Raw genomic sequence first — 24194 nt, 5'->3', positions numbered from 1 at the left:
AGTCGCGACGGGCCAAGCATAGCAAAGCGGGGGCCGGGCGGAACCCTTGCCCATCGCCGAAGGCCCTGCGATACTCGCTGATGGCCGACGCATGCGGGGCGGGCGGAGTCGGTCCCATCCGCTCTGCCCCGACCCGCAAGGGAGCTCACCGTGGTCGTGCCCCGCCCTGTCTCCGCCGAGCCGTCGGAGGGTTCGCCCTTCGTGCTCGCGCCGACCGCCCGCATCAGCGTCGCCGGGCCCGGAGCGGACGCCGTCGCACGGCTCCTCCGCGACGCCCTGGCCGCCGACTGCGCCCGCGATCTCGCGATCGTGGACGAGCCGCCCGCGTTCGGCGACATCGCCGTGGTGATCGCGCCGGGCGAGGGTCCGCACGAGGACGGTTCGGACAGCGCGGAGGGCTACACACTGGAGGTCGCCGCGGAGGGCGTGCGCATCGGCGCCGCCACCCCGGCCGGTGCGTTCTGGGGCGTGCAGACGCTGCGCCAGCTGGTTCCGGCGGTCTGCGACGGCGACCCGCTGACGATCGAGCCCGTGCGCGTCCACGACCATCCCCGGTACGCGTACCGCGGAGCGATGCTGGATGTGGCGCGCCACTTCTTCACGCCGGCCGAGGTGAAGCGGTTCATCGACGCGATCGTCCTGCTCAAGGTCAACCACCTGCACCTGCACCTGACCGACGACCAGGGCTGGCGCATCCACATCGAGTCGTGGCCGGAGCTGACCCGCGTCGGCGGCTCGACCGGCAGCGACGGCAGCCGCGGCGGGTTCTACACGCAGGAGGAGTTCCGCGATCTCGTCGCCTATGCAGCCGAGCGGCACATCACCGTGGTCCCGGAGCTGGACATGCCGGGCCACACGAACGCGGCGCTCGCGTCGTATCCCGAACTGAATCCGGACGGGGTCGCGCGTCCGCTCTACACCGGGTCCGACGTGGGCTTCAGCACGCTTCAGACGGGGGATGCGGTGACCCGCCGCTTCGTGCGCGACGTCGTCCGCGAGGTGGCCGCGCTCACGCCGGGACCTCTGCTGCACCTCGGCGGCGACGAGTGCCTGAGCACGTCGCCGGCCGACTTCGTCGCGTTCGTGGAGGAGGCCGCCCGGGTGGTCGCCGAGAACGGAAAGACGGCCGTCGGCTGGCACGAGATGGGCAAGGCGGGCGACCTGCCGGCCGGGACCGTCGGGCAGTACTGGGACTTCACCACGCCGCGCGAGCGCTCGGCCGAGTACGCGGTCACCTTCGTCCGCGGCGGCGGGTCCCTCATCCTCTCGCCGTCGGACGCCGCCTACCTCGACATCGTCTACGCGGAGGGCGACCCGATCGGCCAGGACTGGACCGGCAAGCCGACCACTCTGCGCGACGCGTTCGTGTGGGACCCGGCTCGCGTCATCCCGGGCGTCGGGGATGCGCACATCCTGGGCGTCGAGGCCGCCCTGTGGACCGAGACGGTCACCTCCATCGAGGAGGTGGAGGAGATGGTCCTCCCCCGACTCGCCGCAGTCGCCGAGGTGGGCTGGTCACGCGCGCCCGCCGACACCGAGCCCATCGAGGCGGCACGCGACCTCGACGACTTCACCGGGCGCGTGGCCGAGCTCGCCGAGCACTGGGATGCCGCGGGCACCCGCTACCGGCGTGTGCCCGAGGTGCCGTGGCGAGAGGTCACGGGTACCCGATGAACCACAGCAGCACGATCGCCACCGGCTGCAGGGCGATGCCCGCGATGAGCACCGCCTTCCGCGCCTTCCGATGACGCGTGAGGCCGCGCGCTCCCGCGAGGGGTGCGAGCGGCAGCAGCAGCCGGAACGTGCTCTGCTGTGGCAGGAACACCGCGAACAGGTACAGCCCGTAACTGGCGGCGTACGCGACGGTCTCCGTCCCGAGCGCCCGGACCGACGGCCGCGTCACCACCCACGCGAACCCGGCGACGATCGCGAGCACGATCAGCGCGCCCAGGATGCTGAGGTACTTCCAGCTGAGCAGGAACCACGGGGTCAGCGGGATGAACGCCACCTTGCCGATGAAGCCGGTCCACCACGAGAGCTCGGTGCTGACGTACGCGTCGCCCGTCCCCGTCACGGCGGCCGCGATGATCGGCCACGCGAGACCGGCCAGCGCCATCAGCCCGCCGGTCAGCAGCATCGTGAGGCGCTCCCGCGGGAGGAACGCGTCCGTGCCGCGCCGGGCCCGCACCATCCGGACGACGAGCACGATCGCGAGCGCGAGCGGCAGGGCCAGCGCCCCCGGGCGGGTGAACGCCGCGGCGACCGCGAACGGCAGCATCAGCCAGTACCGCCGCTGGATCATGGTCAGCAGCGCCGCGAACATCAGGAAGAAGAACATGCTCTCGGCGTACGCGATCTGCAGAACGAAGGAGAGCGGGCCGAAGCAGAAGAACGCGGTCGCCCAGAACGCGCTCGAGACTCCCGCCCGCGCCGCGACCAGCCGGAACAGCACCACGCTGGCGGCGGCCCCGAAAACGATCGCGACGGCGAACCCGGCGGGATAGAAGCTCAGCCCGGTGAGGAGCATCACGACGCGCACGACCATCGGGAACAGGGGCAGGAACGCCCACGGGTTCTGCTGCACGGAGCCGTCGCTGTCGAGCGGAAGGCGGGTGGGGTATCCCTGCTCCACGATCTGGCTGTAGTACGAGCCGTCCCACGAGCCCGAGAACGTGAAGAAGGTCGGGTTCATCCGCGGGCTGGCGTAGTCCCAGTGCGCGACGTTGGCGGTGACGAACAGCGCCAGCATGAGCGTAGTCGTGAGCAGCCGCGAGACGGCGTAGAGCACCAGCACCGCCGCCCACCAGGGCACCTCGCGGCCGGCGAAGCGCAGCCGCCGCGGTACCGCCATCGGGCGGCCGGGCAGCTCCGGTCGCCTGGTGCTCGTGGTGCCCGCTGTCATCGTCCCGTCCGTCGCCATCCGATCCCCGTCGGGGAATCGCCCTTTGGGATGGTACCCGCCGGAAACGGTCCTCCGGCAGCCGGTTGACGCGGCCTGAGAGAGTCCTCATACGGCGGGAGGCCACCGCATCGCGCCACACGCGCGGCGCCTCCCGCCGGGTCGGGGTGAGCCCTACTTCACGCTGCCCGCGGTGAGTCCACCGACGAGGCGCTTCTCGATGAGCATGAACAGGATGACCACGGGGATGACGGCCACCACCGACACCGCGAACACGTACTGCCACGCGGCGTCGTACTGGCCGACGAATTTGGTGAGCGCGACCGAGAGCGGCTGGTTCGCATCCGTCGACAGGATGACGAGGCTCGCCGCGAACTCGTTCCACGACGCGACGAAGGTGTAGATGATCGCCGTGACGATGCCGGGCCAGACGAGCGGAAGCTGGACGCGGAACAGCACGGTCCACTTTCCCGCTCCGTCGAGCTGGGCGGCCTCGTCGACCTCCTTCGGCACTCCCGCGAAGAAGCTGTGCATGATCCAGATCGCGAATGCGAGGTTGAACGCCGCGTTGACCAGGATCATCGCCAGCCAGGTGTCGTTGATCCCGAGCGCCACCATCTCTTTGAAGAGACCCGTCGCGAGCACCGTCGGCTGGAGCATCTGCGTCACGATGACGAGGAACAGGAAGATCCCGCGCCCCGGGAACCGGAACCGCGCCGTGTAATAGGCGGCGGGGACGCACACCACCAGCACCAGCACCGTCGCGAACACGGAGATCACGATCGTGGAGATGAGGTTGTACGGCAGCGGCGTCTCCGGCGTCGACCACATCGTGAGGTAGTTCTCGGGATGCCACTGCTCGGGCAGATAGGTCGGAGGGACGGCGAGGATGTTGTTCCGGCTCTTGAACGAGCCGATCAGCATGATCAGGTACGGCGCGATGAAGACCAGGGCGATCACGATGCCGGCGACGGTCTTCCCGGCGACGCGCCAGGAGGATCCGGCGGACCGGGAGCGACGGCGGCGCGGCGTTGGCGCTCCGGCGAGTGCGACGGGGGCTGGCGCGGTCACGAGACCTCCTTCATCGGCTTGACGACCCAGAGGTAGATGCCGACGACGACGAGCACGATCAGGAAGTTGATCACGCTGAGGGCGCTGGACAGGTCGATGCGCTGCTCGTTCTGGAGCAGCTTGAACACGTAGGTGGTCGTCGTGTCCGCCTTGTACCCGGGGATGGACCCGGTCATCAGCTTCAGGATGGGCAGCGAGTTGAACACGTTGATGATGTTGATCAGCGCGGCCAGTGCGATGGCGTTCCGCAGGTTCGGGAGGGTCACGCTGAAGTACGAGCGGAACGCTCCCGCGCCGTCCATCTTCGCCGCCTCGAGCATGTCGCCCGGGATGCCGGCGAGCCCGGCGAGGATCGTGTAGGTCGTGAACGGCAGTGAGACGAACACCGCGATGCCGATCGACGAGATGAACGCGGGGATCGGCTCCTTGGTGAAGCCGAACGGCTCGGCGAGCACGTGGATGTCGACCAGGAACTTGTTGATGATCCCGTAGAAGGGGTCGAGGCCGTAGACGAACACGGTCGTGGTCATCACGACGCTGGCCGCCCACGGGACGATGATCGCCATCCGCACCCAGCGCCGACCGGGGAAGTTCTTGTCGAGGAACTGGGCGAGGGCGAGCGAGATCACGACGGTGATGACGACGACCGAGACCACCCAGACCAGGGTGTTGAGCAGGATGCCGGGGAGCTCCGGCCGCGACAGCACCGTGACGTAGTTCTTCAGGCCGACCGATCCGTGGTCCACGCCGGCGATGGAGATCTTCCGGGTGGAGTTGTAGATCATGTAGCCGGCCGGGAACAGCACGACGCCGAAGATCAGGATGAGGGCGGGCAGCGTCCACGGCACGGCGTGCCACAGGTCGGACGCCCCGCCGGTGGGCTTGGGGGACGCCCCGCGGCGGGGACGGCCGGTGGCCGCCCCCGCGCGGGTCGCTTCAGCGGTGCTGGTCATCCGGGTTACTGGCCGTCGGCCTTCGCCTGGATGGACTTCAGCAGGTCTTCGGGCTTGGCGCCCTGACCGAGCTGACCGATCTGGCTCTGGATCGCGCCCTGCGCGGCCGACCAGTTCGGGTTGGTGGACGGGTAGAACTTCGCGTTCGGCAGCAGGTCGAGGAACGGCTTGATGGTCTCGTCGGAGCCCATCGCGTCGGCGCCGGACTTGGTCGTCGGCAGGAAGCCTTCGGCCGAGACCCACTTCGTGTAGACGTCCTTCGAGTAGAAGTAGTCGAGGAACTTCTTGATCGACGCCGTCTTGTCCGTCTTGTTCTTGAACGCCATCAGGTGGTCCGCGACGCCCAGGGTGAACGGCGAGCCGTCCTTGGTCGGGATCGGCGCGATGCCGTACTGCAGCGACGGGTTCTTGTCCTTGATCTGCCCGACTGTCGGCGGCAGGCCGACCTGCATGCCGAGCTGGCCCTGGATGAAGACGTTCAGCAGCGGGGTGCGGTTGGTCGAACCGGGGTTCGCCTCCGTGTAGCCCTGCGTGATGATCTTCTGCATCTCGGTGGCGCCTTCGACGTTCTCCGAGCTGTCGATGGTCAGCTTCTTGGCGTCGCCGTATCCGCCGCCGGCTCCGTAGAACCAGATGGCGGTCTCGGCCTGCGCCTCCTCGCTGCCGAGCGGCATGCCGTACGGGGTGATCCCGGCGGCCTTCAGCTTGGCGGCGGCGTCCTCGAACTCGGCCCAGGTCTTCGGCGGGGCCGAGATGCCGGCCTTGGAGAAGTCGTCCTTGTTGTAGAACAGCGCGCGGGCGGACGCGATGAACGGAAGACCGTACTGCGTGCCGTCGATGCTCGCGTTCTTCTTGAAGGCGTCCTGGAAGTCGTCGAGCGTGGCGGAGGAGACGATGTCCTTCGCCGGGTAGAGCAGGTCGTCGGCCGCGAAGCCGGCGAACGCGTCGATGTTCAGGATGTCGGGCTGCTTCTGCGCCTGGATCCGCGTCTTGATGACGTTGTTGATGTCGGTCCAGGATTCGACGTCGAGGTTGACCTTGATGTCGCTGTTCTTCGCCTCGAAGTCCTTGATGATCTGCTGCCACTCGGTCTTGGTGTTGTCCGAGTAGCTGGCGACCATCAGGTCGAGCGTCTGCGCGCCGCCGGACGAGCCTCCGGACCCGCCGCTGAAGCCGCAGGAGGCGAGCGTCATGGTGGCGACCGCCGCTGTTGCGACCGCCGCTCCCCACCGCAGTGACTTCTTCATTGACTTCCTCACTTCTTGAAGGGAAAACGCGAACCGTCACTGCCGATGGAACCTGCGCGACGATGCGTAGCTGTTGATGCTTAGTGATTTGTTTCTGCTTGAAACAAGCACTTGCACTCAATGGATGATCGAAATCATGGCGCGTTCGGTTCTCCGCGTCAAGGACAATGCGCAAGATCGTTACACGGCGTTTACAGGACGGCTCGACACGACGAAGGGATCGAGGAGAAACGATTGAACATGATCACTAGACATAGTGTTCGATCATCAGTGATCATTGTGACGAGACATCCACGCACTCAGCCGCGAGAAGCGCAGAACAGGAGCGATCAGTGACGCACGCACCCACCGCCGGAGCCCACATGGAGGCCGAGCTGCGGTCGCAGCCGGAGACCTGGGCGACCGCGGCCGGCCTGCGCGAGGAGCAGTCGCTGCTCCCCGCCGCCGGTGAGCGCATCGCCGTCGTCGGCTGCGGGACCTCCTGGTTCATGGCGCAGTCGTACGCGGTGCTGCGCGAGAGCGCGGGGCACGGTGTCACCGACGCGTTCGCCGCCTCCGAGGCGTTCGTCGACCGCGACTACGATGCGGTCGTCGCCATCACGCGCTCCGGAACGACGACCGAGGTGCTCGAGCTGCTCGACAGGCTCCGCTCCTCGGGCAACCGGGCGCGCACCGTGGGGATCGTCGGCGACCCGGACACCCCGCTCGTGAGCCTCGTGGACGTCGCCATCCGGCTCCCGTTCGCCGACGAGCAGTCCGTCGTGCAGACGCGCTTCGCGACCACGGCGCTCGCCCTCGTTCGTGCCTCCCTCGGCCACGACCTCTCCCCCGCGATCGACCAGGCCGCCGCAGCCATCGAGGAGGAGCTGGACGACGAGCTCATCACCGCCGACCAGTACTCGTTCCTCGGCGCCGGGTGGACGGTCGGGCTCGCGCACGAGGCCGCGCTCAAGATGCGCGAGGCGTCGCAGTCGTGGACGGAGTCGTATCCCGCCAAGGAGTACCGCCACGGTCCGATCGCGATCGCCGCTCCCGGCCGGGTCACCTGGATGCTGGGCGAGGCGCCCGCAGGGCTCTCCGGCGACCTCGCCGTCACCGGGGCGCGCTTCGAAGACCGCCCGATCGACGGGATGGCCGACCTGGTGCGCGCACAGCGGGTCGCTCTCGCGCGCGCCCGCCGCGCCGGCCTCGACCCCGACAGCCCCCGCAACCTCAGCCGATCGGTCATCCTCCCCTCGTGACTGGAGACCCCCTGACCCCGCCACCGGCCGCCGCTCCGCTGGGAGACGGCGCACCGGTGCTGGCGTTCGACGTCGGAGGGACCGACACCAAGGCCGCGCTCGTGGACGACCGCGGCCGTATGGTGCAGGTGGTGCGCATCCCGACCCCGCATGCGGGCGACGCGACCGGCGACGCCGTGGTGACCGCGATCGCCGGTCTCGCCGAGCGGTTCCGGGAGGAGCACCCCGGCATCGCGCCGCGCGCGGCCGGGCTGCTGGTGCCCGGTCATGTGGACGACGACGCCGGGATCGGCGTCTTCGCCGAGAACCTGGGCTGGCGCGACTTCCCCTTCCGCGACCGGGCGGAGGCCGCACTCGGCATCCCGGTGGCGTTCAGTCACGACGTGCGCGGGGCCGGCGAGGCCGAGCACCGCCTCGGCGCCGCCGCGCCCTACCGCGACGTCGTCGTCATGGCGATCGGCACGGGGATCGCCGGGGCGATCTTCCTCGACGGCCGCCTGCACACGGGTGGCGGCATGGCCGGCGAGATGGGGCACTCCCGGGTCGCCGACGGGCCGCTGTGCGCCTGCGGCGGCATCGGCTGCCTGGAGGCCGTCGCCTCGGCCGCAGCCATCGCGCGCCGGTACAACGCGCTCACCGGGGCGGGCGTCCCGGGAGCGCGGGAGGTGCTCGCGCTGGCGCATGCGGGAGACGAGACCGCTCGGGGCGTGTGGGATTCGGCGGTGGATGCGCTCGCACTCGACCTCTCGCACACCGTCGCGCTGCTGGCGCCCGAGGCCGTGGTGATCGGCGGCGGACTGGCGCAGGCCGGCCCCGCGCTGTTCGAGCCGCTCGCGGAGAAACTGGACGCCATCCTCACCTTCCACCGGCGTCCGGTGCTGCTGCCGGCGAGCATCGGTGAGAACGCGGGGCTGATCGGGGCGGCCCTGCGGGCGCGCGACCGGCTCGCCGGATCCCCCTCGGCGTCGATGGCGTCGACCGCATCCACCGCCGAGGTGGCGTCGTGATCCTCACCGTCACGCCGAACCCGGCCCTCGACCTCACCTACCGCGTGCCCCGGCTGCAGCCGGGCGAGACGCATCGTGCGGCAGCCCCCGCCGTGCGGGCGGGCGGCAAGGGTCTCAACGTCGCGCGGGTGCTCGCCCAGACCGGGACCGCCGCATTCATCCTCACCACCGCCGGCGGTCCGCCCGGGCTGCGGCTCGCCGACGACCTCGAGGCGTCGCACCTGCCCTCGGAGCTGGTGCCGGTCGAGGCGCCGACCCGCAGCAGCGTCGCCGTCGTCGACGAGTCCACCGGCGAGACGACGGTCATCAACGAGACGGGCGGCGTCCTCAGCGCGGCCGAGTGGATGGCCCTGCACGACGCCGTCGACCGGCTCGTCGTGCCAGCGACCTGCGTCGTCGGCTCGGGCAGCCTGCCACCCGATGCTCCGGACGACGTCTACGCGCGCGTCGTCGCTGCGGCCGCTTCCCGCGGTCTGCCGAGTGTGATCGACGCCGTCGGTACGCCGCTGGTGCTCGCGGCCGAAGCCGGGGCCTCCGTCGTGAAGCCCAACCGCCGTGAGCTGACGGACACGACCGGCCACGACGACCCCGTGGCCGGCGCGCGCGTTCTCCTCGACGCCGGCGCAGGCCTGGTGGTGGTGTCGCTCGGCGCCGAGGGGATGCTCGCGGTGCCGCGCGACGGCGCACCCGTCCACGCACGGCTCGGCTCGCCGCTGACCGGCAACGCCACCGGTGCGGGGGATGCGGCCGTCGCCGCGATGGCGAGCCTGCTCGCCGTCGGCGTCACCGACCCGTCGACGCTCGTCCGGCGCGCCACCGCCTGGTCGGCCGCCGCGGTGCTCGCGCCCCTCGCCGGCGAACTCGCCCCCGGCTTCCGGGAGTTCGAGGAGCGGATCGAGACCGGCTGAGCCGGCCGATCCATCCCATCCCATCCCATCCGCCCTTCGCCCATCCACCCACGCCCACCACCCTCGCCCGGAGCCGCCGCCATGCCCCTCGTCCCCACCGCCGACCTGCTGCACGCGGCCGTCGGCCGCCGCACGGGCCTCGCCGCGTTCAACGTCATCCAGCTGGAGACCGCTGAGGCCCTCGTCGACGCGGCCGAGCAGACCGGGCTCCCCGTCATCCTGCAGATCTCGCAGAACTGCGTCGCGTACCACGGCTCGCTCGACCCCATCGCGTCGGCGACCCTCGCACTGGCCCGGGAGTCGACGGCGCACGTCGCCGTGCACCTCGACCACGCCGAGGACGAGCAGCTCGCGCGGCAGGCGGTCGAACTGGGCTTCGGCTCGGTCATGTACGACGGCGCCGCGCTCGACTACGACCGCAACGTCGCCGCCACCGTGCGCGTCGTCGAGCACGCCCACGCCAACGACGTGCTGGTGGAGGCGGAGCTGGGCGAGATCGGCGGGAAGGACGGCGCGCACGCACCCGGCGTCCGGACCGACCCGGACGAGGCCCGCCGTTTCGTCGAGGAGACCGGCGTCGACGCCCTCGCCGTCGCGGTCGGCAGCTCGCACGCCATGACCGAGCGGACCGCCTCCCTCGACCTCGACCTGATCGCCCGGCTGCGACACGCCGTGCCGGTTCCGTTGGTCCTGCACGGCTCCAGCGGCGTCGCGGATGAGACGATCGAGGCGGCGATCCGCGCAGGGATCACCAAGGTCAACGTCTCCACCCACCTCAACCGGTTCTTCACGGACGCGATCCGGGCGTACCTCAGCGCGCATCCCGATGTGGTGGACCCGAGGAAGTACGTGCGGGAGGGACGCGCCGCGGTGACCAGGGAGGCGGCACGGCTGATGACCCTGTTCGATGTGGCAGGCGGAACGGAGAGCGCACAGCGATGAACAGAGCCGAACGGCTGAACGCCGTGCTCGACCTGCTGGCCGAGGCCGGCCAGATCGAGGTCGACGACATCGTGGCCAAGCTGGATGTGTCGGCGGCCACCGCACGCCGCGACCTCGACGCCCTGGCGTCGCAGCAGCTGCTCACCCGCACCCGCGGCGGAGCGATCGGCCAGTCGGTCGCCTACGACCTGCCCATCCGGTACAAGCGCGAGCAGCACGCGCCTGAGAAGCTGCGGATCGCGCAGGCGGCGAGCGCCCTCGTGCCTCGCGGCGCCGTGGTCGGCCTGTGCGGCGGAACGACCAGCACCGCCGTCGCGACCGTGCTCGGGTCGCGCCCGGACCTCATGGAACCCTCGCCGCATCCCAGCCTCACCGTTGTGACCAACGCCATCAACATCGCCGCACAGCTGGTGATGCGACCCCAGATCAAGACCGTGATGACCGGCGGCGTCGTGCACGCGCGCTCGTACGAGCTCGTCGGGCCGTACAGCGATGTCGTGCTGGAGAAGATCACGATGGACATCGCGTTCATCGGCGTCAACGGCATCGACCCGGTGGTCGGCGCCACCGTGCACGACGAAGGCGAGGCGAGCGTCAACTCACTGATGGCGCGCCGGGCGACCCGCGCCGTCGTGGTGGCCGACTCGTCCAAGATCGGCCGCAAGGCGTTCGCGACCCTCGGCGGTCCGAAGGTGTTGACGACCCTCATCACCGACGAGGGCATCACCGCCGAGCAGCGTGCCGCGTTCGTCGAGCAGGGCATCGAGGTGATCGTCGCGTGAGCGACGGCCATCTCATCCACTCGGCGCGGCTGGTGGACGGCGGCACGGTCGTCGAGGACGGCTGGGTGCGGTTCGACGGCGACATGATCGCCGCGGTCGGCAGCGGCGCGACATGGCGCGATGAGCCGGGCGTAGTGGATGTGGCCGGCACCGATCGCGTGACTGTGACGGATGCGGGCGGGGCGTGGCTCACGGCCGGCTTCGTCGACATCCACGTCCACGGCGGCGGGGGCGCGAGCTTCGACGACGGGCCCGACGCGATCGACCGGGCCCTGGAGCTGCACCGGCGGCACGGCACCACCCGCTCGGTGCTGTCGCTCGTCACGGCGCCGGTACCGGAGCTGGCCCGGCGGGTGCGGGAGGTGGCCGCGCTCACAGCGGCCGACCCGCGCATCCTCGGGTCGCACCTGGAGGGGCCGTTCCTCGACGTCGGGCACAAGGGAGCCCACGACCCGGCACTGCTGCGCTCGGCGACCCCGGCCGACATCGAGCTGCTGCTGGATGCCGCCGCCGGCACCCTGCGACAGGTCACCATCGCGCCCGAACGTCCCGGCGGGATGGACGCGGTGCGCGCCTTCTCCGCCGCCGGCGCGGCCGTCGCCGTCGGCCACACCGCCGCCGACTACGACCAGGCGCTGGCCGCTTTCGACGCGGGCGCGAGCATCCTCACGCACGCGTTCAACGCCATGCCGGGACTTCACCACCGCGCGCCCGGACCGGTCGCCGCGGCCGCCCGCACCCCGGGGGTGACGCTCGAGATCGTCAACGACGGCGTGCACGTCCATCCCGAGATGGTCCGGATCGCCTTCGCCGCCGCCCCCGGCCGGATGGCCCTGGTGACGGACGCGATGGCCGCCGCCGGTTCCGCCGACGGCGACTACGTGCTCGGGTCGCTGGACGTCGAGGTGCGCGACGGTGTCGCCCGGCTCGCCGGCGGAGGGTCGATCGCCGGTTCGACGCTCACCCTCGACGACGCTCTGCGGCGCGCGGTGCTCGAGGTCGGCATCCCGGTCGCCGAGGCGGTGCGCGCGCTCACCGAGACGCCGGCCGCAGCCGTCGGGCGCGCTCACGACCTCGGCCGTCTGGCCCCGGGTTACGCGGCCGACGCCGTGCTGCTGGACGCCGACTTCCGCGTCCGCCAGGTGTGGGCGGCGGGCGCACCCGTCGCCTGATCCGTGGGTCGCAACACGCCGTTATGGGCGGCCCATAACGGCGTGTTGCGTCCCACAGCCGCGGTCAGTGCGTCGCCGTCAGTGCGCCGCGACGACCGTCCGTGACATCCGGCCGACCACGAGCACCAGCACGACCGACACGACCAGCAGACCGACGTACGCCCACGGCAGCACCATCAGGCCGCCCGCGTCGTAGATGACCGCCCCGACGAGCGCTCCCCCGCCGATCCCGACGTTGAAGGACGTCGTGTACAGCGCGCTCGCGGTGTCGCGGAACGCCGGCGAGGACGTGTGCAGCATCCGCGTCTGGAGCAGCGGCGGGAGCGCGCCGAAGGCGAGCCCCCACAGGATGAACGCGATCAGCGCGAGCACGATCTGGCCAGCGAGCACGGCGAGCGCCGCCACGGCGATCCCGGTCACGACGAGCGCGAGGATGAGCCCCAGCTGCGGCCGCGGACCGAACACCGAACCGGCGAGGATCAGGCCGCCCGCACCGGCGATGCCGTAGAGGAACAGCAGCGCACCGACGTCGCCCGACGGCACGCCCATCGGCCCGGTCAGGAACGGCACCACGAACGTGTAGAACGCGTAGTGCCCGACCATCGTGACGGCCGCGATCACGCAGACCATGATGACCAGCGGGACGGTGCGGTCGCGCGGCCGGGGAACCGTGCGGTCGCGCTCGCGCCGTCGCTTGCCGTCCGCCTCCCGCTCGACCGCCGGCAAGAACTTCCAGATCACCAGGGCGCCGACCATCATGAGGGCGGCGAGCAGCCCGAACGACAGCCGCCAGCCGAAGACGTGCCCGGCGAACGTGCCGAGCGGCACACCGAGCACGAACGCCAGCGTCCCCCCGCCGAGCGTGATGGAGACGGCCCGGCCGATCTGCTCCTTGGGCACCAGGTGGCCGGCGTACGCGCCGACGATCGACCAGAACATCCCGTGCGCCACACCGCCGAGCACGCGCGAGCCGACCACGAAGGCGTAGTCGGGCGCGATGGCGGTGAGCGCGTTCGAGATGCCGAGCACGACCAGGATGCCGATCAGCAGGCCGTGCCGCGGCCAGCGCCGGGTCAGCGCCGTCAACGGGGCGCTGGTGACCACCACGGTGAACGCGAACACCGTCACGAGCAACCCGATCTGGGCCTCGCTCACGCCGAGGGAGGCGCTCATGTCCGGCAGCAGGCCGGTCGGGATCATCTCGCTGGTCACCGAGAGGAAGGTGGCCGTAGCCAGGGCGATCAGCCCGGTCCACGGGAATTTCGGCGCAATGCGCGCCGGAGTCGTCGAAGTGGCAGTCATACGGATCTGTCCAACGGACGGCGTTCCCCGGCCATTCCGCCGCTACTGCGGGCCTCGGCGCCGGTGCCAGTGGCTGGCTGCGGCTTTCCGGGAGGGGATGGCGGGTCGACTACGCGCCCATGTGCGCGCCCAGGGCCGCGCGGGAACCGCCGACCACGGACGATTCTACCGGAGGCCGTCGAGAATGGCAGCGCTGTCCGAGATCTCGATCAGCGGCGCGTACAGCGCCATCGCATCCAGTGCGCGCTGGTGGTCGGCGTCGCTCAGGCCGGCACACGCGTCGGCCGCGACCCGGATGCGCACGCCCGCGTCCGCGGCTCCCAGTGCCGTGCTCAACACGCAGCAGTCGGTGGAGACGCCGGCGAGCACCACATCCTGCGACCCGTCGAGCGCATCCCGCAGAGCAGGACCCCACTTGCCGAACGTCGTCTCGGTGACCACCGGATGCCCGGTGTCGCGAAATGCCAGCACCAGGTCGTAGATCGGGTCGTCGGCGGGGACGAGCGCGAACGGCCACTGCTCGTAATACGGCACCCAGGCGCCCTCCGGCTGCTCCGGTGCGATGAAGCGGGTGAACACCACGCGCTCGAAGGCGGGCACCATCCCCGCGATCACGGCCTCCGCGTCCGCGAAGCGCGGCGTGAACCACGGGCTCGCCGGGTCGCCGAACACCTGCTGCATGTCGACGACCACGAGGGTCGGGCCGGTCATCGCTCCTCCTGCCGGCGCACCGCACCGCGGGAGAACAGCAGCGTGCCCAGGTATCCGATCACCAGTGCGACGAGGACGCCGAGGTTCGCGAAGGCCCAGTCGCCCTGCTTGCCGCCGATCGGGCCGAGCAGGTAGCCCTGCCAGGCCAGCCACGAGGCCGAGCCGTTGGTGACGAGGCCCCAGCCGATCGCGGTTCCGACCACGATCAGCGCGATCGGCAGCCAGCGGACGGCGCCGTAGCGACCGCGCCGGTCGTACAGCTCGGCCTCCGCGTAGTCGCGCCGACGCAGCTGGATGTCGGCGACGAAGATGCCGCACCAGGCGGCGATCGGCACGCCCAAGGTGATGAGGAAGCCCTGGAACGGGCCGAGGAAGTCGGTGGCGAAGAACACGACGTAGATCGCGCCTGCGGTCATGATGACGCCGTCGATGCCCGCCGCGACGTACCGCGGGACGCGGACGCCGACGCTGAGCAGCGCCAGCCCGGAAGAGTAGATGTCGAGCACCGCACCGCCGACAAGCCCGAGCACGGCGACGATGACGAACGGCACCAGGAACCAGGTGGGCAGCAGCGACGCGAGCGCGCCGATCGGGTCGGCGGCGATGGCCTCGCTCAGCTTCGACGAGGAGCCCGCCAGCAGGATGCCGAAGATCAGCAGGATGACCGGGGCCAGCGACGAGCCGAAGGTCGTCCATCCCACCACTCCCCCGCTGCGGGCGCTGCGTGGCAGGTAACGGGAGTAATCGGCGGCGGCGTTCACCCAGCCGAGCCCGAAGCCGGTGAGCATGAACACGAACCCGCCGATCACATGCGGCGCGTCTCCCGCCGGGAGTGCAGCCACGGCGCCGAGGTCGATGTGGTTCAGGACCAGCAGGATGTAGACCACGGTCAGCACGCCGGTCACGATCGTGATGACCATCTGCATGCGCATGATCAGGTTGAAGCCGATCACGCCGCCGACGATGACGAGCGCGACGACGACAATGAGGGCCACCAGCTTGGTTACGACCCCGCCCTCCCAGCCGAGCTGCTGGAACACCGTCGCGGTGGCGAGCGCGGCGAGCGAGACGAGCACGGTCTCCCACCCGACCGTCAGCAGCCACGACAGCGCCGAGGGGACGCGATTGCCCTCCACCCCGAACACGGCGCGGCTGAGCACCATCGTCGGCGCGGATCCACGCTTGCCGGCGAGCGCGATCACGCCGCACAGCAGGAACGAGGCGACGATCCCGACCACGCCGACGATCGTCGCCTGCCAGAACGAGATGCCGAACCCGAGCAGGAACGACCCGTAGCTGAGACCGAACACGGAGACGTTGGCGCCGAACCACGGCCAGAACAGGTCGCGCGGCCGCCCCTTCCGCTCACTCTCGTGAATGGTGTTGAGCCCGTTCAGCTCCACGTCGAAAGCGGACGCCGCGCCCGAACGGGTATCGGGCGCATCCTCACCGGTGCTGGTCATGCACCGATCGTGGTGCACCCCGCCCCGGCGCGTCAACCGCGGCGCGCTCAGGCAGCCCAGGGATCGATGACGGGGACGCCGACGTCGGCGAAATCCTTGTCCCGCGTCGCCACCGCGTCAGCTTCGGCGGCGAGGGCCGTTGCTGCGATCATGGCGTCGGCGAGCGCGATCGGGCGGCCCGCCGCCTCCCGGACCGATCTGATGGTGGCGCACTCCGCCGCGGCGACCGGATCGAACGGGAGCGTGCGGGCGTGGTAGTACCCGAGGATCTCGAGGATGATCCCGGCCTTGTGTTCCGACCGACGGCCGTCCTGCATGCGATTGGCTCCGGTGAGCATCTCCATGACGGTGACGACCGAGATTCGCAGCTCGTCGTCGCCGACGGAGGCGAACCAGGACAGCACACGCGGGTCCGGCTCGGGTTTCGCGAACTCCGACAGGACGTTCGTGTCGAGCAGGATCATTCGTCCATCGCTTCGACCCGGTTGCGGATGAACTCCACGAAGCCCAGCTTCTTGTAGTTCGGACGCGGGTCGACAGGTTCCCCCACCGCGACCCGTCCCGCGATGTATTCGAGCTCTTCACCGACCGTCCGACTCTCGCCGCGAGCCATGAGCTCGAGGGTCTCGTAGATGTCCACGTCGAGACCGACGGTCACCGATACTTGCTTCATCATCAAATGCCTCCTAATGCAGACATATTTTGGATATCAACCAACGCTATCACCCCGACCGCTACCCTGATCTGGTGACCGACTCCTCCGCCTCCAACCACTGGGTGCTCACCTTCAGCTGCTCCGACCGCCCGGGGATCGTGCACGCGGTCAGCGGCGCGATCGTCGCCGCGCGCGGCAACATCACCGAGAGCCAGCAGTTCGCGAGCACCGACACCGGCCGCTTCTTCATGCGGCTGCAGGTGGAGTCGGCGGCGGGACGCGACGAGTTCGAGCGCGCGCTCGCCCCGGTCGTCGAGGAGTTCGGGATGACGCACCGGGTCGATAACGTCGGCCGTCCGCTCCGGACGCTGGTACTCGTGTCCAAGGCCGCGCACTGCCTCAACGACCTGCTCTTCCGCCAGCGCGCCGGCCAGCTACCGGTGGAGATCCCGCTCGTGCTCTCCAACCACGACAGCCTGAGCGACCTCGCCGGGTTCTACGGCGTCCCCTTCGAGTCGAGGATCGTCACCGACCCGGACTCGAAGGCGGCGTTCGAGCAGCGCATCCTCGACGCGGTCGACGAGCACGACATCGAGCTGGTGGTGCTCGCCCGGTACATGCAGATCCTCTCGCCGGAGCTGTGCGAGCGCCTCGCCGGGCGCGCGATCAACATCCACCACTCCTTCCTCCCCGGCTTCAAGGGCGCCAACCCGTACCGCCAGGCGCACGCGCGCGGCGTGAAGCTGATCGGAGCGACCGCCCACTTCGTCACCAGCGACCTCGACGAAGGGCCGATCATCGAGCAAAACGTCGTCCGGGTCGACCACAGCAACACCGTGCAGGAGCTTGTCGCGATCGGACAGGACGAGGAGAGCCGGACGCTGACGCAAGCCGTGAAGTGGTTCGCCGAAGACCGCGTGCTGCTCGACGGCGCGCGCACCATCATCTTCCGTTGAGCCGCGCTGTCTCAGCTGCACGACGCGTCGGTAGACTGCCGTGGTGACCTCAGCACCCGACCAGCACGCCCGGCTCACGGTGGGGCCGAACGACATCCTGCGCTTCGTCCTGGAGCTGTTCGCCATCGTCTCGCTCGGCATCTGGGGGTTCCTGGCCTGGCCGCTGCCGTGGAACTTCCTCGTCGGTATCGGCGCTCCGGTCGTGGCCATCCTGCTGTGGGCGCTGTTCCGTTCGCCGCGCGCGGTGCTGCACGTCGACCCGTTCGTGAAGGCGATCGTCGAGATCGTCGTGATGGGCTCCGCGGCGTTCGCCTGGTGGGATCTCGGCCAGCCGGTCGTCGCCATCGTCTTCGCGGTGATCGCGACGATCAGCGGCGTGATCAACGGACGGCGCGAGTTCTCATGAGCGGCCTCGTCATCCACAGCGCCCGCAAGGTGGATGCGGATGGGCTGGTCGACGATTTCTGGCTCGCCACCGATGGAGCGCACATCACCGCGACCGGCACCGGATCGGGCTGGCGCGAGGTGCTGCGCGGCACGGACGACGACGCCTCATCGACCGCCGAGCCGCACATCATCGACGCGCACGGTCACTGGCTGACCCCGGGCTTCATCGACCTGCACTGCCACGGCGGCGGAGGCCACCCCTACGACGACGGCATCGACCAGATGCGTGCCGCGCTCGCGACGCACCGCGCGCACGGCACGACCCGCTCCCTGATCTCGCACGTCGCGAACCCGCTGGCCTCGCTGCGCGAGAGCCTCGCCGTCGTCGCCGAGCTGACGGCGAGCGACCCGCTCGTGCTCGGGTCGCACCTGGAGGGCCCGTTCCTCGCGCCGGAGCGACGCGGAGCGCACGACGCCCGTTTCCTCCGCGACCCCGAGCCGGAGGCCGTCGAGGAGCTCATCGCCGCCGCCCGCGGAACCCTCCGGACCGCGACCATCGCGCCGGAACTGCCCAACGCCCTGGAGGCGATCGGCGTGCTGATCGAGGCCGGTGCGGTCGTGGGCGTCGGCCACACGACCGCCGGGTACGCCGAGACGGCCCGCGCCTTCGAGGTGGGCGCGCGGCTGCTCACGCACGCGTTCAACGCGATGCCGGGCATCCACCACCGGGCGCCGGGCCCCGTCCTGGCCGCGATCGACAACCCCGAGGTCACGCTCGAGCTCATCCTCGACGGGCTGCACGTCGACCCGACCGTTGGTGCGCTGCTGTTCCGCGAGGCGCCGGGGCGCGTCGCGCTCGCGACCGACGCGATGGCCGCGGCCGGCGCCACCGACGGCGACTACCGGCTCGGCGGCCTCAACGTGACCGTCCACAACGGATTGGCCGTGCTCTCCGGCACCGACACGATCGCCGGCTCGACGCTGACCCAGGATGTCGCGCTGCGGAACGCCGTCACGCTGGCCGGACTCGACCCGGTCACCGCGGTCGCGGCCCTCACGCGGACCCCCGCGCACGTGCTCGGCGAGGGTCACCGCCTCGGACGGCTGCACGCCGGTTATGTGGTCGACGCAGTCCTCCTCGACCACGACTGGCGTGTCACCGCCGTCGTTGCCGACGGCGCCCCGCTCGCCTGACCGCGCCCGATCCCCCCAACGTCTGCGCGCGCCCAACTCCCCTGCCGTCGAGTACGCGAACTTTGCACGCGCCGGCGGTGTTTCGTGTGCAGTTTGTGCGGACTCGACGGTGGGTGGGTGCGGGTGAGGACGGGTCAGAGGGTCTGCCAGGAGGGCTTGTTCGCGTAGGCGTAGCGGTAGTAGTCGAGGTTGCGCAGGCGGGAGGCCGCCGGCTCGTCCACGAGGACCGTCACGTGCGGGTGCAGCTGGATGGCCGAGCCCGGGTTCGAGGCCGACACCGGACCCTCCACCGCACCCGCCAGGGCCTCCGCCTTGCCCTCGCCGAACGCCAGCAGCATCAGATGCCGCGCGCGCAGGATCGTCGACAGCCCCTGCGTGATGCAGTGCATCGGCACGTCGTCCTCCGACGCGAAGAAGCGGGCGTTGTCCTTGCGGGTCTGCTCGGTCAGCGTCTTCACGCGGGTCACCGACGCGAACGACGAGCCGGGCTCGTTGAACCCGATGTGGCCGTCGGTCCCGATGCCGAGGAGCTGCACATCCACTCCCCCCGACTCGGCGATCGCCTTCTCGTAGTCGGCTCCGGCGTGCTCGATGCCGTCGAGCGACCCGTTGGGCACGTGGATGAGCGACGGCGTCAGCCCGAGCGGCTCGACGACCTCGCGCGTGATCACCGCACGGTACGACTCGGGATGCCCGGCCGGCAGCCCCACGTACTCGTCGAGCGCGTACCCGCGCACGTGGGACACATCCACACCGCGCTCGTGGATGCCGCGCTCGAGCGCCCGGTAGACCGCCAGCGGGGTGGACCCGGTCGCGAGGCCCAGCACCGCATCGGGCTTGGCGGCGATCAGATCGAGGATGCTGCGCGCGGCGAGCTCGCCCGCGGCGTCCTGGTCGCGGACGACGACGATTTCGGCCATCAGTTCTCTCCTACGAGTGCCGCGCCCAGCGCGGCGACGGGGGTGCCTTCGGGAACGAGGCGCACCCTCCCGGGCAGGTCGAGCGACGCCAGGAACGGCGACGTGCGCTCCCAGTCGTGCAGCACCTCGTGGACGTCGTCGAGCAGGCGCTTCCCCAGGTGGCTCAGACCGCCGCCGATGACGACGGTGCCGACATCGACGGTGAGCACGAGGACGCGCACCGCTGAGGCGATGCCCGCAGCCAGCCTAGCCGTGATCGCTCGGGCAGCGGGGTCGCCGTCGTCCGCCGCGGCGAACACTGCGCGCACCGGCAGCGGGTCGTCGGTCGGCCACTGGCGGGCGACGCCCGATCCGCTCGCGACGGTCTCCAGGCAGCCGCGCTGACCGCAGGCGCAGAGCGCTCCCTGCGGGTCGACGGGCAGATGTCCGATCTCGCCGGCGATGCCCGTGCTCCCGCGCCAGAGCCGTCCGTCGACGACGATGCCGGCGGCCATCCCGGTCCCGAGGTTGAGGAACGCCATCGTGCCGGTCAGGCCGAGCAGGTGGTACGCGCCGAGGGCGGCGGCCTTCACGTCGTTCTCGACACGGACGCCGACGCCGAGGCGGCCGGCGAGCATCCCGCCGAGCTCCAGCTGCTCGAGCCCCAGGTTGACCGCGTGTGCGACCTGTCCGGAGACGGTGTCGACCATCCCGGGCACGCCGATCCCGATCGACTGGAAGCCGCCCGGTGCGAGGCCGGTCAGCTCGCCGATGCGCGACACGGCGGCCACGGCGGTCTCGACGACGGCGTCATGTCCGAATCCGGTCGCCAGGCGCACCCGCTGGGTGAGCGCGCCGAGTTCATCGACGGCGACCGCGTCGGTCTTGGTGCCGCCGATGTCGATCCCGAGCCTCACGTTCTGCGTCCGAGCAGTTCGAGGAGGGCGCGACCGACCAGGCGGGAGGCGCCGAAGGTCGCGATGTCGGCGTACGCGCGGTCGTCACTGGGCCAGCCCATGTCGACGACCAGCACGCGCTCACGTTCGGCGCGCAGCCGGTCGATGGCAGCTCGGGCGAAGGGGTGCCGGTGGTTGTCCTTGCCGATGACGAGCACCGGGGACTGCGCGGCGAGCACCAGGTCGGGGTGGTCGTTCTCGGTGAAGACGACCGCCGGGTTGGCGGTGAATGCTGCGGCCCATGCGGTTCCGGGGTCGGCCTCGACCTCCGAGAACGGCCCCCAGGGCGCCGTCCCGACCGCGATGTTGGCGACCGTGTCGATGCGGACGACCGAGTACCGTCCGCCGCCGTTCTCCCGCAGCCACTCGCGCGCGTGCTCGCTCACGTCGAACGCGCGCTCCGCCGCCGCGACATCCGCCTCCCGCACCTGGCTCTGTCCCGCCGTCGAGTCCGCACACTTTGCACGATCATCCGGCGCGTCGTGTGCAAAATTCGCGGACTCGACGGTGGGCGGAGCGGGCGGGAGGGAGCGGGCGAGGGCGCGGACGCGGGCGGCCGCGGCGGAGATGCGGGCTGCGGGGAGGCGGCCCGCCGCAACGGCGTCGGCGATGGCCTGCTCGATCGCGGCGAGTTCCTCGTCGGTGTTCTCGGTGCCGATGCACAGCAGGTCGCAGCCGGCGGCGAGCGCCAGCACGGCCGCCTCCGGGATGCCGCGCTCACCGCTGGCGCCCTGCATATCGAGCGCGTCGCTGACGACGACGCCGTCGAAGCCGAGCTCGCCGCGCAGCATCCCCTCGATGATCGCGGGGCTGAGCGTGGCCGGGTGCACCGCATCCAGCTGCGGGAGCAGGATGTGCGACGTCATGACCGCCCGGGCGCCCGCGTCGATCACGGCGCGGAACGGGACGAGCTCCCGCTCGCGCAGCTGCTGCGGCGACAGGTCGACGACGGGCAGTTCGAGGTGAGAATCGGTGCCCGTGTCGCCGTGCCCGGGGAAGTGCTTGGCGGCGACCGCGACGCCGGCGGACTGCAGCCCGCGGGTCCAGGCGGCGCCGTGCTCGGCGACCACCTCGGGCGTCGAGCCGAAGCTCCGCACGCCGATCACCGGGTTGTCCGGGTTGGAGTTGATGTCGATGTCCGGGGCGAAGTCGAGGTTCACGCCCGCGCGCCGCAGCTCCTGGCCGACCCGGTGCGCCACGCGCTCGGTGTAGCCGGCATCGCCGAGGCGGCCCAGGATGGCGTTCCCCGGGTAGGGCGAACCGCTCCCGTAGTACAGCCGGGTGACGTCGCCTCCCTCTTCGTCGATCGCGACCACCGCATCCGGGTTGGCCGCGTAGATCGCGTCGGTCAGCGCGCGCAGCTGCTCCGCGGTGGCGATGTTCTGCCCGAACAGGCACACGCCGCCGAGGCCGCCGCGCAGGCGCTCCTCGAGCCATGCGGGCAGCGTCGTCCCGACGAACCCGGGCAGCAGCGTCGCCGCGATGCTGCGGCGGAGGTCCGGATCGGCGACGGCGGTGTGGGCGACGGACGCGCCGCTCACCCCTTCACCGCCCCGCTGACCAGGCCGCTGGTCATCCGGCCCTGCACGATGAGGAAGAAGATGATGACCGGCACCGCCACGAGCGTGGAGGCGGCCATGACCTGCCCCCAGTCGGTCGCCCGCGACGCGGACTGCTGCACGAACCCGCGCAGCCACAGCGGGAGGGTCGCGCTGCTCGACTGCGGGAGGATGACGAGCGCCACCGTGAACTCGTTCCAGGCCTGCAGGAAGGCGTAGACGCCGGAGGCGACCAGCCCAGGGGCGAGGAGCGGGAAGGTGATCCGCAGGAACGCCTGCGTCCGGCTGAGGCCGTCCACCATGGCGGCCTCTTCGAGGTCGGCGGGGATGCCGGCGACGAAGCCGCGCAGCATCCAGATCGTGAAGGGCACGACGGCGGCGATGTAGAGGATGCTGACCCCGACGACCGTGTTGAGCAGGCCCAGGGTGCCCATCAGCTTGTACTGGGCGATGAACAGCCCCTCGGCCGGGAGCATCTGGATCAGCAGCACGGCGAGCACGAACGAGCGACGCCCGCGGAACTTGAACCGGCTGATCGCGAGCGCGGCCAGGAACGCGAACGCCAGGCAGCACACCACGGTGATGAGGGCGACCGCGACGCTCATCCCGAGGGCCGGGAAGAACGTCCCGCCCTCGACGACCGCGGAGAAGTTGTCGAAGGATCCGCCGAACGGCAGCCACGTCGGCGTGGTGTTCTGCAGGATGACGTTCGGCAGCAGCGACGAGTTCACCATCCAGTACACCGGGAACACCCACACCAGGGCGAGCACGATGCCGAGCGCGCCGAGCAGCACGCGGGAGGCGCGGATGCGCCGGCGGGTCCGGGGCCGCGCCGTGACGGCAGCGGGCCGGGTCGAGGTCGCGGTGGTCACGATTCGTCCTCCTTGAGCAGGGAGCGCACGTAGAACCAGCTGAGCGCGACGGTGAGCACGAGCACGAAGACGCTGACGGCGCTCGCCATCGCGAAGTCGCTCGAGCCGACGCCGAGCTGGTAGATGTAGGTGCCGAGCAGGTTGGTCTCGCTGGCGATGGAGCCCTTGTCTTGCAGCAGCTTGATCTGCGCGAAGACGCGCAGGTCCCAGATGATCTGCAGCAGCAGGACGATGCCGAGCACGGGCCGGATGATCGGCAGGATGATGTAGCGCAGCCGCTGCCATCCCCGCGCGCCGTCCATCTGCGCGGCCTCGACGACCTCCGTGGAGACCTGGGTCAGCCCGGCATAGACGGAGAACGCGACGAAGGGCACGCTCATCCACGTCACGATCACCATCGCGACGAAGAAGAAGGAGAGCGGGTTCTGCAGCCAGTTGTGGTCCTGGAAGTCGAGCCCCCACGAGGTGAGCACGTAGTTGACGACGCCGCGGCGCCAGTCGAACAGCCAGTTCCAGACCGTCATGGCCGCGACGACCGGCATCGCCCAGGCGAGCAGCAGGGAGACCTGCAGGATGATGCGCACGACCTTGTTGACCGCGTTCATCAGCAGCGCCATCCCGACGCCGATGACGACCGTGACGAAGGCGGTGACCAGGCAGAAGGCGATCGAACGGCCGACGACGACCCAGGTGTAACCGTCGGAGAAGAGCGTGATGTAGTTCTCGAACCAGACGAACTCGGCCGGTTTGCCGAACTGCTGGGCGAGTCCGAAGTGCTGCATCGACGTGATCAGCTGCCACACGATCGGGTAGCCGAGCGCGACGAGCAGGATGAGGATGGCCGGGAGCAGCAGGGAGTACGGCGTGAACTTCCCTCGGCGGCGGCGCGGTGCGTCCCGCGCCGGTGCCGGTGGTGTCGCGAGGGCGAGGCGGGTGTCCTCGGTGGCGGTCACGGGCGTCCTCCTTTCTGTGTTGCGGAGTCAGTCTGAGGGCAGCGACGAGGGCGCGGAAGGGGTGC

General features: G+C 70.5%; 24 protein-coding genes. 10 read left to right on the top strand and 14 right to left on the bottom strand.

Translation table 11 applies throughout. The features are described from left to right. Positions 1-150 precede the first annotated feature (150 nt). Positions 151-1674 carry a beta-N-acetylhexosaminidase gene (locus tag AXZ95_RS15660; protein WP_018191850.1) on the top strand — a complete coding sequence of 508 codons (1524 nt, stop codon included), beginning with the start codon at positions 151-153 and terminating at the stop codon, positions 1672-1674. Here the strand turns inward: AXZ95_RS15660 and AXZ95_RS15655 are convergent. The 4 genes from AXZ95_RS15655 to AXZ95_RS15640 all read right to left on the bottom strand — a co-directional run bounded on the left by AXZ95_RS15655 (position 1658) and on the right by AXZ95_RS15640 (position 6170). Further along, positions 1658-2920 carry a hypothetical protein gene (locus AXZ95_RS15655; RefSeq protein WP_231374460.1) on the bottom strand — a complete coding sequence of 421 codons (1263 nt, stop codon included), beginning with the start codon at positions 2918-2920 and terminating at the stop codon, positions 1658-1660. The genes AXZ95_RS15660 and AXZ95_RS15655 overlap by 17 nt on opposite strands. A gap of 153 nt (positions 2921-3073) precedes the next feature. Next, positions 3074-3970, bottom strand: a complete 897-nt coding sequence (locus tag AXZ95_RS15650; RefSeq protein ID WP_018191852.1) for a carbohydrate ABC transporter permease — start codon at positions 3968-3970, stop codon at positions 3074-3076. Next, complete coding sequence (locus AXZ95_RS15645; RefSeq protein WP_018191853.1) at positions 3967-4923, bottom strand: sugar ABC transporter permease; 957 nt, start codon at positions 4921-4923, stop codon at positions 3967-3969. The genes AXZ95_RS15650 and AXZ95_RS15645 overlap by 4 nt, the downstream gene beginning before the upstream one ends. 5 nt (positions 4924-4928) lie before the next feature. Then, entirely contained in the window at positions 4929-6170 is a 1242-nt protein-coding gene (locus AXZ95_RS15640) for an extracellular solute-binding protein (RefSeq protein WP_018191854.1), read from the bottom strand. Between the two features lie 362 nt (positions 6171-6532). Here AXZ95_RS15640 and AXZ95_RS15635 point away from each other — a divergent pair, with 362 nt between their 5' ends. The 6 genes from AXZ95_RS15635 to nagA (AXZ95_RS15610) all read left to right on the top strand — a co-directional run bounded on the left by AXZ95_RS15635 (position 6533) and on the right by nagA (AXZ95_RS15610) (position 12222). Then, a complete protein-coding gene (locus AXZ95_RS15635) occupies positions 6533-7411 on the top strand; it encodes an SIS domain-containing protein (protein WP_018191855.1) in 879 nt (292 codons plus the stop codon). Beyond that, complete coding sequence (locus AXZ95_RS15630) at positions 7408-8418, top strand: ROK family protein (RefSeq protein WP_133638926.1); 1011 nt, start codon at positions 7408-7410, stop codon at positions 8416-8418. The genes AXZ95_RS15635 and AXZ95_RS15630 overlap by 4 nt, the downstream gene beginning before the upstream one ends. Then, positions 8415-9326, top strand: coding sequence for a hexose kinase (locus AXZ95_RS15625; protein ID WP_018191857.1), 912 nt, complete (start codon positions 8415-8417; stop codon positions 9324-9326). The genes AXZ95_RS15630 and AXZ95_RS15625 overlap by 4 nt, the downstream gene beginning before the upstream one ends. 81 nt (positions 9327-9407) lie before the next feature. Next, entirely contained in the window at positions 9408-10268 is an 861-nt protein-coding gene (locus tag AXZ95_RS15620) for a class II fructose-bisphosphate aldolase (RefSeq protein WP_018191858.1), read from the top strand. After that, positions 10265-11050, top strand: a complete 786-nt coding sequence (locus tag AXZ95_RS15615; RefSeq protein ID WP_018191859.1) for a DeoR/GlpR family DNA-binding transcription regulator — start codon at positions 10265-10267, stop codon at positions 11048-11050. The genes AXZ95_RS15620 and AXZ95_RS15615 overlap by 4 nt, the downstream gene beginning before the upstream one ends. After that, a complete protein-coding gene (gene nagA / locus AXZ95_RS15610) occupies positions 11047-12222 on the top strand; it encodes an N-acetylglucosamine-6-phosphate deacetylase (RefSeq protein WP_018191860.1) in 1176 nt (391 codons plus the stop codon). The genes AXZ95_RS15615 and nagA (AXZ95_RS15610) overlap by 4 nt, the downstream gene beginning before the upstream one ends. 78 nt (positions 12223-12300) lie before the next feature. On the opposite strand, the gene AXZ95_RS15605 is transcribed toward nagA (AXZ95_RS15610), so the two are convergent. The 5 genes from AXZ95_RS15605 to AXZ95_RS15585 form a co-directional block, all read right to left on the bottom strand. Beyond that, positions 12301-13524: an MFS transporter gene (locus tag AXZ95_RS15605; protein ID WP_018191861.1), complete on the bottom strand. Its 1224-nt coding sequence runs from the start codon at positions 13522-13524 to the stop codon at positions 12301-12303. 165 nt (positions 13525-13689) lie between these two features. Then, positions 13690-14235: an isochorismatase family cysteine hydrolase gene (locus AXZ95_RS15600; protein ID WP_018191862.1), complete on the bottom strand. Its 546-nt coding sequence runs from the start codon at positions 14233-14235 to the stop codon at positions 13690-13692. Continuing rightward, positions 14232-15698 carry a cytosine permease gene (locus tag AXZ95_RS15595; protein WP_018191863.1) on the bottom strand — a complete coding sequence of 489 codons (1467 nt, stop codon included), beginning with the start codon at positions 15696-15698 and terminating at the stop codon, positions 14232-14234. The genes AXZ95_RS15600 and AXZ95_RS15595 overlap by 4 nt, the downstream gene beginning before the upstream one ends. A gap of 47 nt (positions 15699-15745) precedes the next feature. After that, positions 15746-16162 (bottom strand): PIN domain-containing protein, encoded by a 417-nt coding sequence (locus tag AXZ95_RS15590; protein WP_018191864.1) that lies wholly within the window; start codon positions 16160-16162, stop codon positions 15746-15748. After that, positions 16159-16374 (bottom strand): hypothetical protein, encoded by a 216-nt coding sequence (locus AXZ95_RS15585; protein WP_018191865.1) that lies wholly within the window; start codon positions 16372-16374, stop codon positions 16159-16161. The genes AXZ95_RS15590 and AXZ95_RS15585 overlap by 4 nt, the downstream gene beginning before the upstream one ends. A 71-nt stretch (positions 16375-16445) precedes the next feature. On the opposite strand from AXZ95_RS15585, the gene purU reads away from it, so the two are divergent. Genes purU through nagA (AXZ95_RS15570) form a run of 3 tightly spaced genes read left to right on the top strand, consistent with a single transcriptional unit; the run spans position 16446 to position 18890 of the window. Further along, a complete protein-coding gene (gene purU / locus AXZ95_RS15580; RefSeq protein ID WP_018191866.1) occupies positions 16446-17309 on the top strand; it encodes a formyltetrahydrofolate deformylase in 864 nt (287 codons plus the stop codon). Between the two features lie 43 nt (positions 17310-17352). Next, a complete protein-coding gene (locus AXZ95_RS15575; RefSeq protein ID WP_231374461.1) occupies positions 17353-17715 on the top strand; it encodes a YrdB family protein in 363 nt (120 codons plus the stop codon). Beyond that, a complete protein-coding gene (gene nagA, locus AXZ95_RS15570) occupies positions 17712-18890 on the top strand; it encodes an N-acetylglucosamine-6-phosphate deacetylase (protein WP_018191868.1) in 1179 nt (392 codons plus the stop codon). The genes AXZ95_RS15575 and nagA (AXZ95_RS15570) overlap by 4 nt, the downstream gene beginning before the upstream one ends. A 134-nt stretch (positions 18891-19024) precedes the next feature. On the opposite strand, the gene nagB is transcribed toward nagA (AXZ95_RS15570), so the two are convergent. Genes nagB through AXZ95_RS15545 form a run of 5 tightly spaced genes read right to left on the bottom strand, consistent with a single transcriptional unit; the run spans position 19025 to position 24129 of the window. Then, on the bottom strand, positions 19025-19810 hold the full coding sequence (gene nagB, locus AXZ95_RS15565; protein WP_018191869.1) for a glucosamine-6-phosphate deaminase: 786 nt from the start codon (positions 19808-19810) through the stop codon (positions 19025-19027). Beyond that, positions 19810-20706: an ROK family protein gene (locus AXZ95_RS15560; RefSeq protein ID WP_018191870.1), complete on the bottom strand. Its 897-nt coding sequence runs from the start codon at positions 20704-20706 to the stop codon at positions 19810-19812. Before AXZ95_RS15560 ends, nagB begins: the two co-directional genes overlap by 1 nt. Further along, complete coding sequence (locus tag AXZ95_RS15555; RefSeq protein WP_018191871.1) at positions 20703-22286, bottom strand: glycoside hydrolase family 3 protein; 1584 nt, start codon at positions 22284-22286, stop codon at positions 20703-20705. The genes AXZ95_RS15560 and AXZ95_RS15555 overlap by 4 nt, the downstream gene beginning before the upstream one ends. Continuing rightward, positions 22283-23176, bottom strand: a complete 894-nt coding sequence (locus AXZ95_RS15550) for a carbohydrate ABC transporter permease (protein WP_018191872.1) — start codon at positions 23174-23176, stop codon at positions 22283-22285. The genes AXZ95_RS15555 and AXZ95_RS15550 overlap by 4 nt, the downstream gene beginning before the upstream one ends. Then, positions 23173-24129, bottom strand: coding sequence for a sugar ABC transporter permease (locus tag AXZ95_RS15545; RefSeq protein WP_018191873.1), 957 nt, complete (start codon positions 24127-24129; stop codon positions 23173-23175). Before AXZ95_RS15545 ends, AXZ95_RS15550 begins: the two co-directional genes overlap by 4 nt. Positions 24130-24194: the final 65 nt, after the last annotated feature.

The sequence above is a fragment of the Leifsonia sp. 115AMFTsu3.1 genome, assembly GCF_004362795.1.
Taxonomy (GTDB): Bacteria; Actinomycetota; Actinomycetes; order Actinomycetales; family Microbacteriaceae; genus Leifsonia.
The sequence above is the reverse complement of the archived record's forward strand: the minus strand, read 5'-3'. Positions and strand labels throughout refer to the sequence as shown.

Coding starts and splice junctions, on each gene's coding strand:
- nagB (WP_018191869.1), bottom strand. CDS start 19,810: ATGGCCGAAATCGTCGTCGTCCGCGACCAGGACGCCGCGGGCGAGCTC.
- AXZ95_RS15605 (WP_018191861.1), bottom strand. CDS start 13,524: ATGACTGCCACTTCGACGACTCCGGCGCGCATTGCGCCGAAATTCCCG.
- AXZ95_RS15635 (WP_018191855.1), top strand. CDS start 6,533: ATGGAGGCCGAGCTGCGGTCGCAGCCGGAGACCTGGGCGACCGCGGCC.
- AXZ95_RS15615 (WP_018191859.1), top strand. CDS start 10,265: ATGAACAGAGCCGAACGGCTGAACGCCGTGCTCGACCTGCTGGCCGAG.
- AXZ95_RS15600 (WP_018191862.1), bottom strand. CDS start 14,235: ATGACCGGCCCGACCCTCGTGGTCGTCGACATGCAGCAGGTGTTCGGC.
- AXZ95_RS15645 (WP_018191853.1), bottom strand. CDS start 4,923: ATGACCAGCACCGCTGAAGCGACCCGCGCGGGGGCGGCCACCGGCCGT.
- nagA (WP_018191868.1), top strand. CDS start 17,712: ATGAGCGGCCTCGTCATCCACAGCGCCCGCAAGGTGGATGCGGATGGG.
- AXZ95_RS15655 (WP_231374460.1), bottom strand. CDS start 2,920: ATGGCGACGGACGGGACGATGACAGCGGGCACCACGAGCACCAGGCGA.
- AXZ95_RS15640 (WP_018191854.1), bottom strand. CDS start 6,170: ATGAAGAAGTCACTGCGGTGGGGAGCGGCGGTCGCAACAGCGGCGGTC.
- AXZ95_RS15585 (WP_018191865.1), bottom strand. CDS start 16,374: ATGATGAAGCAAGTATCGGTGACCGTCGGTCTCGACGTGGACATCTAC.
- AXZ95_RS15620 (WP_018191858.1), top strand. CDS start 9,408: ATGCCCCTCGTCCCCACCGCCGACCTGCTGCACGCGGCCGTCGGCCGC.
- AXZ95_RS15590 (WP_018191864.1), bottom strand. CDS start 16,162: ATGATCCTGCTCGACACGAACGTCCTGTCGGAGTTCGCGAAACCCGAG.
- AXZ95_RS15595 (WP_018191863.1), bottom strand. CDS start 15,698: ATGACCAGCACCGGTGAGGATGCGCCCGATACCCGTTCGGGCGCGGCG.